General features: G+C 74.4%; 15 protein-coding genes. 8 read left to right on the top strand and 7 right to left on the bottom strand.

What is annotated here, in order from left to right; translation table 11 throughout:
- Positions 1-9: 9 nt before the first annotated feature.
- Positions 10-393, bottom strand: coding sequence for a hypothetical protein (locus tag PIR53_17770; GenBank protein WZH51850.1), 384 nt, complete (start codon positions 391-393; stop codon positions 10-12).
- A gap of 209 nt (positions 394-602) precedes the next feature.
- On the opposite strand from PIR53_17770, the gene PIR53_17765 reads away from it, so the two are divergent.
- From PIR53_17765 to PIR53_17745, 5 genes are all read left to right on the top strand, one after another.
- Positions 603-1,394 carry an SDR family NAD(P)-dependent oxidoreductase gene (locus PIR53_17765; protein ID WZH51849.1) on the top strand — a complete coding sequence of 264 codons (792 nt, stop codon included), beginning with the start codon at positions 603-605 and terminating at the stop codon, positions 1,392-1,394.
- A 34-nt stretch (positions 1,395-1,428) separates the two neighbouring features.
- The gene (locus PIR53_17760; GenBank protein WZH51848.1) at positions 1,429-2,271 is read left to right on the top strand and encodes a helix-turn-helix transcriptional regulator; all 843 of its coding nucleotides are present in this window, start codon (positions 1,429-1,431) and stop codon (positions 2,269-2,271) included.
- A 76-nt stretch (positions 2,272-2,347) separates the two neighbouring features.
- Positions 2,348-3,055, top strand: a complete 708-nt coding sequence (locus PIR53_17755) for a response regulator transcription factor (GenBank protein ID WZH51847.1) — start codon at positions 2,348-2,350, stop codon at positions 3,053-3,055.
- Positions 3,052-5,610: a DUF4173 domain-containing protein gene (locus PIR53_17750; GenBank protein WZH51846.1), complete on the top strand. Its 2,559-nt coding sequence runs from the start codon at positions 3,052-3,054 to the stop codon at positions 5,608-5,610. The genes PIR53_17755 and PIR53_17750 overlap by 4 nt, the downstream gene beginning before the upstream one ends.
- A gap of 40 nt (positions 5,611-5,650) precedes the next feature.
- On the top strand, positions 5,651-6,445 hold the full coding sequence (locus tag PIR53_17745; GenBank protein WZH51845.1) for an SDR family NAD(P)-dependent oxidoreductase: 795 nt from the start codon (positions 5,651-5,653) through the stop codon (positions 6,443-6,445).
- Between the two features lie 19 nt (positions 6,446-6,464).
- On the opposite strand, the gene PIR53_17740 is transcribed toward PIR53_17745, so the two are convergent.
- The 3 genes from PIR53_17740 to PIR53_17730 form a co-directional block, all read right to left on the bottom strand.
- Positions 6,465-6,911: a hypothetical protein gene (locus PIR53_17740; GenBank protein WZH51844.1), complete on the bottom strand. Its 447-nt coding sequence runs from the start codon at positions 6,909-6,911 to the stop codon at positions 6,465-6,467.
- A gap of 34 nt (positions 6,912-6,945) precedes the next feature.
- Complete coding sequence (locus tag PIR53_17735; protein WZH51843.1) at positions 6,946-7,350, bottom strand: MerR family DNA-binding transcriptional regulator; 405 nt, start codon at positions 7,348-7,350, stop codon at positions 6,946-6,948.
- A 698-nt stretch (positions 7,351-8,048) separates the two neighbouring features.
- Positions 8,049-8,972 carry a DMT family transporter gene (locus tag PIR53_17730; protein WZH51842.1) on the bottom strand — a complete coding sequence of 308 codons (924 nt, stop codon included), beginning with the start codon at positions 8,970-8,972 and terminating at the stop codon, positions 8,049-8,051.
- Here PIR53_17730 and PIR53_17725 point away from each other — a divergent pair.
- Positions 8,971-10,374, top strand: coding sequence for a PLP-dependent aminotransferase family protein (locus PIR53_17725; protein ID WZH51841.1), 1,404 nt, complete (start codon positions 8,971-8,973; stop codon positions 10,372-10,374). The two genes, PIR53_17730 and PIR53_17725, sit on opposite strands and share 2 nt — an antisense overlap.
- Here PIR53_17725 and PIR53_17720 read toward each other — a convergent pair.
- On the bottom strand, positions 10,364-10,807 hold the full coding sequence (locus tag PIR53_17720) for a MarR family transcriptional regulator (GenBank protein ID WZH51840.1): 444 nt from the start codon (positions 10,805-10,807) through the stop codon (positions 10,364-10,366). The two genes, PIR53_17725 and PIR53_17720, sit on opposite strands and share 11 nt — an antisense overlap.
- Before the next feature lie 59 nt (positions 10,808-10,866).
- Here PIR53_17720 and PIR53_17715 point away from each other — a divergent pair, with 59 nt between their 5' ends.
- Complete coding sequence (locus tag PIR53_17715) at positions 10,867-11,235, top strand: VOC family protein (protein WZH51839.1); 369 nt, start codon at positions 10,867-10,869, stop codon at positions 11,233-11,235.
- On the opposite strand, the gene PIR53_17710 is transcribed toward PIR53_17715, so the two are convergent.
- Entirely contained in the window at positions 11,213-12,670 is a 1,458-nt protein-coding gene (locus PIR53_17710) for a DHA2 family efflux MFS transporter permease subunit (protein WZH51838.1), read from the bottom strand. The genes PIR53_17715 and PIR53_17710 overlap by 23 nt on opposite strands.
- Before the next feature lie 91 nt (positions 12,671-12,761).
- Here PIR53_17710 and PIR53_17705 point away from each other — a divergent pair, with 91 nt between their 5' ends.
- Positions 12,762-13,379, top strand: a complete 618-nt coding sequence (locus PIR53_17705) for a TetR family transcriptional regulator (protein ID WZH51837.1) — start codon at positions 12,762-12,764, stop codon at positions 13,377-13,379.
- 17 nt (positions 13,380-13,396) lie between these two features.
- Here PIR53_17705 and PIR53_17700 read toward each other — a convergent pair whose 3' ends face one another.
- Entirely contained in the window at positions 13,397-13,855 is a 459-nt protein-coding gene (locus PIR53_17700) for an Lrp/AsnC family transcriptional regulator (protein WZH51836.1), read from the bottom strand.
- Between the last annotated feature and the right edge of the window lie 17 nt (positions 13,856-13,872).

Below are 13,872 nucleotides of genomic sequence, written 5' to 3'. Positions count from 1 at the left end.
GGAGCGAGCCTACGCAGCGGGCGGGAGGGGGTCCACTCCATTGCGGCCGCAGAGCCGGTCGTGCTCGCGGGCGTCGATGCGTCGGAGCACGTCGATGACGCGTCCGGCGATCGTGTCGTCGGGAGCGTGGACGACGACGACCGAACCGCCGGAACGCACGTAGCGGAAGCCCTCCGCGAGCTCGCGGAGACCGCCGGCGAGGAGCATGTCCACGCCGCTGAGGTCGATGGTCACCTCGGGGACCGCCCGCAGGTCGGTCGACTCGAGGAAGGTACGCATGCCGTGGCCGCTGCGCCGGTCGACGGTGCCGCGCACGGTGACGGTCGAACCGTCCGGCTCGAGCCGGATGTCGACGGGAAAGGGGATCGGGGAAGGGATGGTCTGGTCGGGCATGGCTGCCCTCCTCAAGGTCACGCACCCGAGACCGGGAACGTCTCCGTCGACGGTACGCGTGTTCGAGCGCCCCGTCACTTGTCCCGTCCAATGGCCTCACCCGTTCGGTGTCGTCCCAGGTCAGACCGGTAGTTGCACCATCCACGGACTGTCTGTCCCCGGATGACCGCGGCCTTCTCCCCGGGCCGCTCCGGGCGCACCGTGGAGGCATGACCACGAACCCCGCACCCAGCCGCACCACCAGCCCCGTCCGCACCACCCTCGTCACGGGTGGCAGCCGCGGTCTCGGCCGTGCCGCCGCCCTGGCGCTCGCCGACGGCGGCAGCGACGTCCTCCTCACCTACCGCTCCGGCGCCGCCGAGGCCGCCGAGGTCGTCGCCGCCGTCGAGGCGCGCGGTCGTCGGGCCGTCGCGCTCCGGCTCGACGTCACCGAGCCGGAATCGTTCCCCGCCTTCGCCGACGAGGTCCGGCGCGCGCTCGCGACCCTCGACCGCACCCACCTCGACGCCCTCGTCCACAACGCCGGCGTGGCCGGCTGGACCACGCTCGGCGCCACCACCGCCACCCAGGTGCAGGACCTCGTCGCCGTCCACCTCACCCCGGTCGTCCTGCTGACGCAGGAGCTCGTCCCCCTCGTCGCGGACGGCGGCCGCATCGTCACCACCTCCACCGGTCTGGCCCGGTTCGTCGGCGCCTTCGGCTACTCGGTGTACGCCGCGGTCAAGGGCGCCGTCGAGGTCTACACGCGCTACCTGGCGAAGGAGCTGGGCCCGCGCCGGATCGCCGTCAACGCGGTGGCCCCGGGCCCCACGGCCACGGACTTCGCGGGCGGCGTGCTGCGCGACGACGACGAGGTGCGCGCCCACCTCGCGCAGGTCGTCGCGATGGGCGGCGTCGGCGAGCCCGCGGACGTCGGCGCGGTGGTGGCCGCCGTGGCGGGCCCCGCCATGGGCTGGGTGACCGGGCAGCGCATCGAGGCGTCGGGCGGGATGAACCTGTGACGCGCCGTCCCGACGGCCGGGCAGGATGAGCGGCATGGACCGCGAGCAGCTCGCCCACTTCCTCCGCACCCGGCGCGAGGCGCTGCAGCCGGAGGACGTGGGGCTGCCCCGCGGCGCCCGGCGGCGCACCGGCGGCCTGCGGCGCGAGGAGGTGGCGTTGCTGGCGCAGATGTCGGCCGACTACTACGGGCGCATCGAGCAGCAGCGCGGGCCGGAGCCGTCGGAGCAGATGCTCACGGCCCTCGCCCGCGCCCTGCGGCTCACGCTGGAGGAGCGGGACCACCTGTTCCGTCTCGGCGGCTACGCCTCGCCCGGCCGCGCCCGGCGCTCCGACCACGTCGACGTCGGCATCATGCGGATCCTCGACCGCCTCGCCGACACCCCGGCGATGGTGGTCACGGGATCCGGCGAGACCCTCGTGCAGACGCCGGCCGCCGTGGCGTTGCTGGGGGACGAGACGGCGCACGAGGGCCTCGCCCGCAACGTCGTGCACCGCTGGTTCAGCGACCCGACGAGCCGCGACCTCTACCCGGCCGAGGACCAGCCCGAGCACGCCCGGGTGTTCGTCGCGGACCTGCGCGCGGCGTACACCCGCGAGGGTCCCGACTCCTTCCCCGGCCGCGTGGTCGCCGACCTGGAGGCCACGAGTGCCGGGTTCCGCGAGGTGTGGGCGGCGCACGAGGTCGGGGTGAAGCACCCGCGCACGAAGCGGATCCGCCACCCGGAGGTGGGCCTGGTGGAGGTGCACTGCCAGACGTTGTACGACGCGGAGCAGTCCCAGGGCCTCCTCGTCTTCACGGCGACCCCGGGCACGGAGAGCCACGAGAAGCTGCGCCTGCTGTCGGTGATCGGGACGCAGGAGCTGCGCGCCCCCTGACCTGCCCCCCGATCTGCACAGAACCTCCACGGTTCGTCCCCCACTCCCGGCCCCGTGCGCTCCTAGCCTTCTCGGCATGGCTCACCGCACGCGCTCGGTCCTCGTCGTGGAGGACGACCCCGTCATCAACCAGGCGGTCACGGACCGCCTGACGGCGGAGGGGTACGTCGTCACGCAGGCCTGGGACGGACCCGCCGGTGTGGCGGCACACGAGGAGCACGCGCCCGACGTGGTGGTGCTCGACGTGATGCTGCCGGGCTTCGACGGGCTGGAGGTGTGCCGCCGCGTGCAGGCGACGCGTCCCGTCCCGGTGCTCATGCTGACCGCGCGGGACGACGAGGCGGACGTGCTCGTCGGGCTGGGTGTGGGCGCCGACGACTACCTGACGAAGCCGTTCCGGATGCGCGAGCTCGTCGCGCGGGTCGGCGTGCTGCTGCGTCGGGTGGAGCGGGCGGCGGAGCTCGCGGCCGCCCCCGCGGCGGCCCGGCCGGTGCTCGAGGTCGGCGACCTGCGGGTCGACGTGGGCGCTCGCCGCACGTGGCGCGGCGACACCGAGGTGCGCCTGACGCCGACGGAGTTCGACCTGCTCGTCTGCCTCGCCGCCGATCCCGGCACCGTGGTGACCCGCGAGCGGCTGCTCGCCGAGGTGTGGGGCTGGGCGGACGCCGCCGGCACCCGCACGGTCGACAGCCACGTCAAGGGCCTGCGGGCGAAGGTGGGGGCCGACCGGGTGCGCACCGCGCACGGTGTCGGCTACGCCCTGGAGCCGGGGACCGCCTCGTGAGCCGGGAACCCCTGGCCGGGGTCGGCTCGGTCAAGGTCAAGCTGGGCGTGCTCGTCGCCGCCAGCGTGACCGTGGCGACGCTGGTCGCCTCCCTCGGCCGTGCCGCCTCGGTGCCGCTGTGGCTCAGCCTGCCGGTGACGGTGCTGCTCGCCCTCGCCGTCACCCAGCTGCTGGCGGTCGGCATGACCTCGCCGCTGCGGCAGATGACGGCGGCCGCCCGCCGCATGGCGCGGGGCGATTACACGGCGCGGGTGGCCGACGCGTCCCGCGACGAGGTCGGTGAGCTGGCCCGCGCGTTCAACACGATGGCCGGCGACCTCGGCGACGTCGACCGGCGTCGGCGCGAGCTCGTCGCCACCGTGAGCCACGAGCTGCGGACCCCGCTCGCCGGGCTCCGCGCCGTGCTGGAGAACCTCGTCGACGACGTCGGCGCCCCCACCCCCGAGGCCCGCCACGACGCGCTCGCGACCGCGCTGGGCCAGGCCGAGCGCATGAGTGCCCTGGTCGAGGACCTCCTCGACCTCGCCCGCGTCGACGCGGGTCACGCCCCGCTGCGCCCCGAGTCCGTCGAGGTCGCCGACCTCCTCGACGCCTGCGTCGCGGAGGCGGTCACCGCGGCGGGTCCCCGCAGCCGGGCGGTGACGTACGACGTCGACGTCAGCCCGCACGACCTCGCCGTGCGCGCCGATCCCGCGCGCCTGCACCAGCTCGTCGCCAACCTCCTCGACAACGCCGCGCGGCACAGCCCAGCGGGCGGCACCGTGCGCGTCGACGCAGGCCCCGGCCCCGACGGCGGGCTGCGCCTGCAGGTCCACGACGACGGACCGGGCGTCCCGCCGCGCGAGCGGGACCGCGTCTTCGAGGCGTTCGGCGCGGGCTCCGGCGGCGGCACCGGCCTCGGTCTCGCCGTCGCCCGCTGGGTCGCCGACCTCCACGGCGGCGCGATCCGCTTCGTCGATCCCCTCGGTCCGACCGGCGCCCGCGTGCAGGTCGACCTCCCACCCGATCCCCAGGAGGCCCTCGTGCCCGCACCGCTCCCGCCCGCTCGTCCCAGCTCCCCCGTCCCGCCCCGCCCCGTCCCCGGCCGCGACGTCCCCGCGCACGTGCCCGGCGTCGTCGACGACCTCGTGGGCGACTTCTGGCCCGACGACGGCGTGCCCGCCCGGCTGTGGGTGCTCGTCGCCTCCCTCAGCGTGGGCCTGCTCGGCGCGGTCGTGCTGCCGTTCCGCGACCACGGCATCGGCGCGGCGCTCGTGCTCCTCGCCGCGGGCGGCGTCGTGCTCGGCGCGGCGAAGCACCGTCGCGATCCGTTCACCCTGACCTGCGCCGCGCTCTGCGGGCTGCTCGCCGCCACGGTCGCGGTGCGCGACGCGGAGTGGATCACGTTCCTCTGCGCGCTCACGGGCGCGGCGCTCTGCGTCGTCGGGGTCACCCGGGGCCGCACGCTGCCGGCGTTCGTGCTCGCCGGGCTGTCGTGGCCGCTCGCCGGCCTCCGCGGCCTGCCGTGGCTGGGGCGCACCCTGGCGCGGCTCACGGGGCTCGGCCAGAGCGCGGCGCTGCTGCGGACCGCGGTGCTCTCGGCGCTCGGCCTCCTGGTGTTCGGTGCGCTGCTGACCTCGGCCGACGCGCTCCTCGCGGAGTGGGTCGACGCGCTCCTGCCCGACCTCACGATCGACACGCTCGTGCTCCGCGCCTTCCTGACGGTGGCCATCGGCGGCGCGGTGCTCGCCGCGGCGTACCTCGCCCTCAACCCCCCGCGGCTCGACCGCGGCCCCCGCGCCCCGCGCCCCGTCGCGCACCGCTTCGAGTGGCTCGCTCCCGTGCTCGTCGTGGTCGGCGTGGTCGCGGCCTTCCTCGTCGCCCAGGCAGCGGTGGTGTTCGGCGGGCACGACTACCTGCGCCGTACGACGGGGCTCACCTACGCCGAGTACGTCCACCAGGGCTTCGGCCAGCTCACCGTCGTCACCGCGCTGACGCTCGTCGTCGTCGGGGTGGCCGCGCGCAAGGCGCCGCGGGAGACGGTCGCCGACCGGGCGTGGCTGCGGGTGGCCCTCGGTGCCCTCTGCGTCGAGACCCTCGTGGTCGTGGCCTCGGCGCTGCACCGGATGGACCTCTACCAGGAGGCCTACGGCTACACGCGGCTCCGCCTGCTCGTCGACGTCTTCGAGGGCTGGCTCGGCGTCGTCGTGCTCGCGGTGCTCGTCGGCGGCGTGACGCTGCGGGGCGCCTGGCTGGCGCGGTTCGCGGTGCTGAGCGGGGCGGTGTCCCTGCTGGGGCTCGCGGTCGTGAACCCCGACGCGTGGATCGCGGAGCAGAACCTGGAGCGGTACGACGCGACCGGGCGCATCGACTGGTCCTACCTCGCGGGCCTGTCCGACGACGCCGTGCCGGTGCTCGCCGACCTGCCGGCGACCGAGCGCGCGTGCGTGCTGCCGGGGTGGACGCCGTCGGACGACGACTGGCTGGAGTGGAACCTGGGTCGCGCCCGGGCGGCCGACGCGCTCGGGGCGCAGCCGGCCGTCGCGGAATCCTCGGGCCGGGGGACCTGTTCGTGACGGGGACCGACCCCACCGACGCACCCTGAAGGAGCACGTCGTGCAGCTGGACCTCTCGGGCCGGACGGCCCTCGTCACCGGATCGAGCCAGGGCATCGGCCTGGCCATCGCCACCGGGCTCGCCCGCGCCGGCGCCCGCGTCGCCGTCAACGGCCGTCGGCCCGAGGCGCTCGAGGAGGCGGCGGCCGCCATCACCGCGGCCGTGCCCGGCGCGGAGGTGCTGCAGGTGGCGGCCGACCTCGGCACGACGGAGGGCGCGGCGAGCCTCGTGGAGCAGCTCCCGGACGTGGACGCCGTCGTCAACAATCTCGGGATCTTCGGCGCGATCGACCCGTTCGAGGTCGACGACGCGACGTGGGAGCAGTACTTCCAGGTCAACGTCATGTCCGCCGTGCGGATGCTGCGCGCCTACCTGCCCGGCATGGCCGAGCGCGGCTGGGGCCGGGCGGTGACGATCGCCAGCGACTCCGCCGTCGCGATCCCGGCCGAGATGATCCACTACGGCGTCACGAAGACCGCGCTGCTCGGCGTCACGCGCGGCTTCGCGAAGGCGGTGGCGGGTTCCGGCGTCACCGTCAACACGGTCATCGCCGGCCCCACGCACACGCCCGGCGTCGAGGACTTCGTCGCCGAGATGGTCGGCACCGACGGCCCCTGGGACGAGCGCCAGCGGCGGTTCATGCGCGAGCACCGCCCCGCCTCGCTGGTGCAGCGCCTCCTCGAGCCCGCGGAGATCGCGAACACCGTCGTCTACCTCTGCTCCGACCTCGCGTCCGCGACGACGGGCGCCGCGGTGCGCGCCGACGGCGGGTACGTCGACGCGATCCTGCCCTAGTTGCGACGGGGGCGGGCCGTCACCAGTGCCAGGCGCTGGCCCCGACGTTCTCGATGGTGCGTTGGAGGACGGTGATGGTCGTCGCGAGCTCGGCGTCGGTGATGCCGCGCATCCGCTCCTCCTGGAGCTCGGTCTGCAGTGCGGCGCAGCGGGCGAAGACGTCGGTGCCGCTGGCCGTCGCGTGGATCGAGTCGCCGTCAGTGACCAGCCACCCGTGGGTCTCGGCGGAGGCGATCGCCTCCTCGATCGCGGCGTCGGTCTCGTTCGGGCCGATCGTGGCGATGACGTCGGCGCGTCCGACTCCCGTCGGGTGCAGGGAGAGCTGGTGCAACACCCACCACTCGGGCTGCGTCACGCCGAGCTCGGCCAGCGCGGACCGGGTGCGGTGCCCGATCGCCTCCCCGGCACGGACGGTCCAGAACCCCAGGGGCTGACGGGCGGGCGGCTGCATCGGTCGCGTCTCCATGCTCGCGACGCTAGGAGTTCAACAGAGGTTGAGGTCAAGACCGCCGCTCGGAGCCCACCTCGGCGAGGTCGCACAACCGGACGTCGCCGCCGAGGGCGTCGAGCTGCGCGTGCAGGGCGGCCACCCGTTCCTCGGCCTCGCGCACGAGTCGCTGGCACACGACACCCCAGTCAGCCGGAGCGGGCTCGGCCGGCAGTCCCTCGAGGACCTCGACGATCTCGCGGATCGAGAGCCCGACCCGCTGAGCGACCTTCGCGACCTTGATGCGGCACGCCGCCGTCGCGTCGAAACGGCGAGCACCGCCAGGCGTGCGCACCGCACCCACGAGCCCGTGCTGCTCGTAGAACCGCACGGCTGACGGTGCCACGCCGGACTCCCTCGCGACGTCGGCGACCGTCTCCGAGAACTCGGGGCCGACCCCACGCTCGATGGTGCTCACCGGATCACCATGACCGATCCGACCATTGACTTCAACCATGGTCGAACCCGCAGCGTGACCTCATGACCAGCCCAGATCCCCAGCCCGCAGGGTCGGCCACGAGCGGCGCCGGCGCGCCACTCGTGGTGACCGTCGTCTCCGCCAGTGTCCGCGACGATCGGGTCGGCAGGACGATCGCCGACTGGGCGGTGAGCAGGACCCGCGCCGGCGACGTGGACGTCTCGCTCATCGACCTGGCCGAGGTCCAGCTGCCCGACGACCGGCTGCTGCAGCCCGGCGGGAGTGGACCCACGAGCATCGCCGCCCGGATCGACGCCTCCGACGGGTTCGTGATCGTGACCCCCGAGCACAACCACAGCTACCCGGCCTCCCTGAAGCGCGCCATCGACTGGCACTACCGGGAGTGGATGTTCAAGGCGGCGACCGTCGTCTCCTACGGTGCCCACGGCGGCCGGATCGCCACCGAGCACCTCCGCGGCGTCCTCGCGGAGCTCCACGTGGCGACGACCCGCAGCACCGTCGGACTGACGACACCGTGGAACAACGTGGGCCCCGCCGGCTTCGACGCTCCGGCCGGCGTGGAGGGCGACCTGGCCCGCGCCCTCGCCGAGCTCACCTGGTGGGCATCCGCCCTCCGGCAGGCGCGCGCCGAACGGCCCCCCCCCCTCGATGAGCGTCGAGACGGGACGGGAACGACCTCAGCCGGGAGCGCGGCGCGACGTCACGGCCGCGCCGGCGCAGAGGATCACGGCGGCGCCTCCCGCGACCGTCGCGACGGTCAGCGGCTCGCCGAGGAGGAGCGTCGCCCACAGGATGCTGAGGGCGGGCTGGGCCAGCTGCACCTGGCTGACCTGCGCCATGGGCCCGATCGCGAGCCCGCGGTACCAGGCGACGAACCCCAGGAACATGCTGACGACGGCCAGGTAGGCGAAGGCCGTCCACTCCCCGGGCGTCCCCCGGGGAGGTGACGCGACGGCGTCCCCGACCGCCAGGGCCAGCATGAGCGGGAAGGCGAGCACCAGGGCCCAGGAGACGGTCTGCCACGAGCCGACCTCGCGGGCGAGCAACCCGCCCTCGGCGTACCCGACGGCCGCGGCGACGACGGCGCCGACCAGGAGGACGTCGGCCGCGTGCAGCTCGCCGACGCCCCCGCCCTGCGCCGACGCGAACACCACGGCGGCCAGGGCACCGACCCCGGCCGCGATCCAGAAACGGCCGGGGGGACGCTCGCGCGCCCGGAGCACGGCCACCACCGCCGTGGCGGCGGGCAGCACCGCGATGACGACGGCGCCGTGGGACGCGGGCGCGGAGACCAGCGCGTACGACGTGAGCATCGGGAAGCCGACCACCACCCCGCCGGCGACGACCGCCAGTCGCGCCCACTGACGACGGGAGGGCACGGGCTGTCGCGTCAGCGCCAGCGCGGCCCCGGCGAGGAGCGCGGCCACGACCGCGCGGCCCGAGCCGATGAACAGGGGGGACAGGCCGGACACGGCCACGCGGGTCAGGGGGATCGTGAAGGAGAAGGCGACGACCCCGGCCAGTCCCCAGAGCAGCCCCGTCGTGGTCGAGGGCGATAACGGTGTTCGCGCAGAATGGATAGCGCTACTCTGTTGCGTCATGAACGACGATAGCAGCGCGCGCATCGTCGCGGCACTCCGCGGGCTCGTGGCGGACGCGGCGCCCGGCTCCCGCCTGCCGTCGACACGCGCCCTGGTGGCCGAGCACCAGGCGAGCCCGGTCACCGTGCAGAAGGCGCTGCGGACGCTCGCCGCGCAGGGTCTCGTCGAGAGCCGACCCGGGTCGGGCACGTTCGTGCGGGCGGTCCGCACCGTCCGCCCGGCGGAGCACGGCTGGCAGACCGCGGCCCTGCGGGCGGCGCCGGCGCTCGGGTCGCCGGTGTCGGCGACGATGCGTGACGTCCCGAACGACGTGATCGAGCTGCAGTCGGGCTACCCCGCCCGGGACCTCCTGCCCGAACGTCTCGTCCGCGCGGCCCTGGCCCGCGCCGCCCGTGCCGACGCGGCGCTCGCGCGCTCGCCCGTCGCCGGCCTGCCGGAGCTGCAGGGCTGGTTCGCCACGGAGCTCGCCCGGGCGACGCCGACCGGGCTCACACCGCCGGCACCAGCCGACGTGACCGTCCTCCCCGGCAGCCAGAGCGGCCTCAGCTCGATCTTCCGCAGCCTCGTCGGCGCGGACCGGCCCCTGCTGGTGGAGTCGCCGACCTACTGGGGAGCGCTCACCGCAGCCGCGTCGGCCGGCGTACGGGTGGTCCCGGTGCCCAGCGGCCCCGAGGGACCCGACGTCGACGAGCTCGTGCGCGCCTTCGGGGAGACCGGGGCGCGCGCGTTCTACGCACAGCCGAGCTTCGCCAATCCGACCGGCGCCCGGTGGACGACGACCCGCTCCCTCGAGGTCCTCGCCGTGGCGCGGGCGCACGGCGCGTTCGTGGTCGAGGACGACTGGGCCCACGACTTCGGGATCGACGCCGACCCGACCCCGCTCGCCGTCCACGACGACGGCGGCCACGTGGTCCACCTGCGCTCGCTCACCAAGAGCGTCTCGCCGGCACTGCGGGTGGCGGCCGTCGTGGCGCGCGGCCCGGCCCGCGAGCGGATCCGCAACGATCGGGCCGCCGAGGCCATGTACGTCAGCGGGGTGCTGCAGGCCGCCGCGCTGGACGTGGTGACCCAGCCCGCCTGGCGCACGCACCTGCGGCAGCTGCGCGGGCAGCTGCGCTCCCGCCGGGACCTGCTGGTCACGAGCCTGCGCGCGCACGTCCCCGACGCGCACCTCGAGCAGGTCCCGTCCGGGGGGCTCAACCTCTGGGTGCGTCTGCCGGACGGCACGGACGTCGACCGGTTGGCACGACGCTGCGAGGCGGACGGCCTGGTGATCGCCGCGGGGCGGGAGTGGTTCCCGGCCGAGCCGACCGGCCCGTACGTGCGGCTGAACTACGCCGGACCGCGTCCGGAGACGTTCGAGGAGGCGATGCGGGTACTGGGGCGGAACCTCAGGGCCTGAGCGCCGCGACCATGCTCCGGAGGCCGGCGAACGTCGCGGCCTGCTCGGCCGGGGTGAGCCCGCCCAGCATCCTGACCTCCACCGCCCGGACCGCGGCGGTGGCCTCGTCGAGCAGGCGTCGTCCGGCCGGGGTGAGCGTCGTCGGCAGCGCCTTGCCCACCACGGGCTGGGCGGGCCTGTCGACGAGGCCTTCCTGCTCCAGGGCCTGGAGCAGCACGTTCATCGACTGCCGCGTCACGAACGCCCCGCGGGCGAGGTCGGAGCTCGACATCCCCGGGCGCTGGGCCAGCAGCTCCAGGCAGGAGTAGCGCGTCACGGTCATCCCGAGCGGCCGCAGCGCCTCCTCCATCGCGGCCCGCAGGGCGGTCGCGGCCTCCTTGAGGAGGTAGCCCATCGAGGTCTCCAGGTCGATGCCGTCCGCGCGTTGACTCATGTCAGTATCCTGACATAGTCTGCGTGTCAGTTTCCTGACACAGCATCCGAGGAGCACCCATGCCCGTCACCGGTCCCGACTTCGTCTCCCTGCAGGTGCGCGACCTGCCCGCCGCCCAGCGGTTCTACGAGCACTACCTCGGCCTCGTCCGCTCGCCCGCCGGGCCACCGCACGCGGTCGTCTTCCAGACCGCGCCGATCGCGTTCGCGCTGCGCGACGTCGTCCCCGGCACCGACCTCGACGCCGTCGGCCGGCCGGGGATCGGGGCGGCGATCTGGCTCCATGCCACCGACGTGCAGGAGATCCACGACGCGCTGGCGGCCGACGGCCACCCGATCGTCAGTGAGCCGATCGACGGTCCGTTCGGGCGGACGTTCACGTTCGCCGACCCCGACGGCTACCACGTCACGCTGCACGACCGCGCTTGACGAACAACGCCACGACGATCGCCACGGCGGAGATGATCCCGCCCCACAGCAGCGCGGCGTGCACACCCTCGGCCGTCGCGGCGGCCGTGCCCAGCCCGGCTTCCAGCTCGGCCGTCGAGCGTCGGGTCATGACGGTGATGAACAGCGCCGTACCGGCCGCGCCCGCGACCTGCTGCACCGTGCCCACGATCGCGCTGCCGTGGGAGTAGAGGTGCCGCGGCAGCGACCCGAGCGCCGAGGTGAGCAGGGGCGTGAACATGAGCGCCAGGCCGATGCTCAGCACCACGTGGATGGCGACGACGAGCCCGAGGGCCGTGTCGACGTCGAGCAGCGACATCGCCCAGAGGGCGGCGCTGGCGACGACGGCACCCGGCGCGACGAGCGGCCGGGGCCCGTGGCGGTCGAAGAGCCGACCCACGATCGGCGCCAGAAGACCCATGGTGAGGCCGCCCGGCAGGAGCACGAGGCCGGTCTCGAGGGTGGTGCGACCCAGCACGGTCTGCAGGTAGATCGGCAGCAGGATGAGCGTGCCGAAGAGCGCCATCATGCTGACGGCCACGAGACCGACGGCGATGCTGAAGGTCGGCGTGCCGAAGGCACGGAGGTCCATGAGCGCCTGCTCGCGCAGGGCCAGCTGCCGGGCGACGAACGCCACGAGGCCGACGGCGCCCACGGCCACCGGGATCCAGGGAGCCACCGGCGTGTGTCCGGCGGCGGACTCGCCGATGCTCGACAGGCCGTAGATGAGGCCCGCGAACGCCACCGCCGACAGCACGACGGAGAGCACGTCGAGGGGCGGACGACCCGGCGTCGTCACGTTGCGCACCCACACGGCGCCGAGCGCGAGCGAGGTGAGCGCGATGGGCAGCACGATCCAGAACATCCAGCGCCAGCCGAGGTCCTGGAGGATGAGGCCGGAGACCGTCGGGCCGATCGCCGGCGCCACGGAGATGACGATCGAGATCGTGCCCATCATGCGACCGCGTCGCTCGGGCGCCACCGTCGTGAGGATGGTGGTCATCAGCAGCGGCATCATGATCGCCGTACCGACCGCCTGCACGACGCGACCCGTCACGAGCAGGCCGAAACCGGGTGAGACCGCCGCGAGGAGGGTGCCGAGCGAGAACGTCGTCATCGCCACGAGGAACACGGTGCGCACGTGGAAGCGCTGCAGCAGCCAGCCCGTGAGCGGGATGACGACCGCCATCGTCAGCAGGAAGGCCGAGGTCAACCACTGGGCGCGAGCGGCGGAGATCTCGAGGTCCGTCATCAGCTGCGGCAGGGCGACGCCCATGATCGTCTCGTTGAGGATCACGACGAAGGCGGAGACGACGAGCAGCGGCACGACGCCGCGGGGCAGGGCGGGAGCCACGGGAGCCACGGGAGCAGCGGTCTCGGTGGCGGTCTCGGTGGGGCGGGTCTGTTCGGTGGTCACACGGGTCCTTTCTCGACCCGAGCATTGTGGCAGTGACTGCCAACTAGACACGAACTGACGAGCGTCTAGCATGGGAACCCGAGGAGGCCGGATGACCACGACGCTGCGCGACCGCCGTCGCCGCCAGACCGAGCAGGACATCTGCGCGGCCGCGCTGGCGCTCTTCGAGCAGCACGGCGTCGCGGGATGCACCTCCGACGACATCGCCGCCGCGGCCGGGGTCTCGTCGCGCACCTTCTACCGGTACGCCGTGACGAAGGAGCGTGCCGCCCTCCTCGTGCAGGCGGACATCGAGGACGCGTTCGAGGCCGGCGTCGCGGCGCTGCGACCCGCGGAACCGCTCCTCCCCCAGCTCGAGGCGCTGTGGACCGAGGTGTTGCGCCGCCACGAGAACGGCCGGAGCCCCTCCGGTCGCCAGCTCCGCTCGCTCTACCGGCTGCTGCGCACCGAGCCGACCCTGCGCGCGGCCGCCGTCGCGGTCGACGACGAGCGGCGGGCGGGGTTCGCCGCCGCGCTCGCGGAGCTCACCGGGGCCGCGCCCTCCGACCCGACCCCCCGGGTGCTCGTGGAGGTCACGACCGCCGTCGTGCGCGCCGCGCTCGACCGGTGGGCCGAGGCGATGGACGACCCCGCGACGTACGGCGAGCCGGACCTCGTGACCCTCTACGAGGAGGCCGTCACCGCGTTCCGGGCGATGACGGGGGCCTGATCGCCGGCCGCGACCCGTCAGTCCAGGCTCGGCGGCACCCGCAGGTGCTCGTAGACCACCGACGTCTCGACGTCGGCGATCTCCGCACGTGACGTCAGCCGGTCGATGACGAACGCGTAGAGCGCCTCGTTGTCGGCGACGGCCACGTGCACGATGAAGTCGGAGCGACCCGAGGTGACGAACACCCCGACCGTCTCGGGGAGCCCGCTCACCCAGTCGCGGAACGCCTCGATGTTGGAGCGCGACGGCGGCCGGATGCGGACGGCGATGAGCGCCTGCACCGGTCGGCCGACCTGGCCGAGGTCGACGTCGAGCACCGCCCCGCGCACGACGCCGCGGCGGCGCAGCTCGCGAGCCCGGTCGTGGACGGTGGTGGCGGAGACGCCGAGCGTGCCCGCGAGGTCGCGGAGGCTGCGCCGTGCATCCGTCATCCAGGCGGCCAGGATCCGCCGGTCGAGATCGTCGATGTTCGCCACAAGAACCCCTTCGGTTG

It is taken from the genome of Nocardioides alkalitolerans, from assembly GCA_038184435.1.
In the GTDB taxonomy this organism is placed as follows: domain Bacteria; phylum Actinomycetota; class Actinomycetes; order Propionibacteriales; family Nocardioidaceae; genus Nocardioides; species Nocardioides alkalitolerans_A.
Note: the sequence above shows the minus strand (reverse complement) of the source record. Positions and strands in the feature narration are given on the sequence as shown.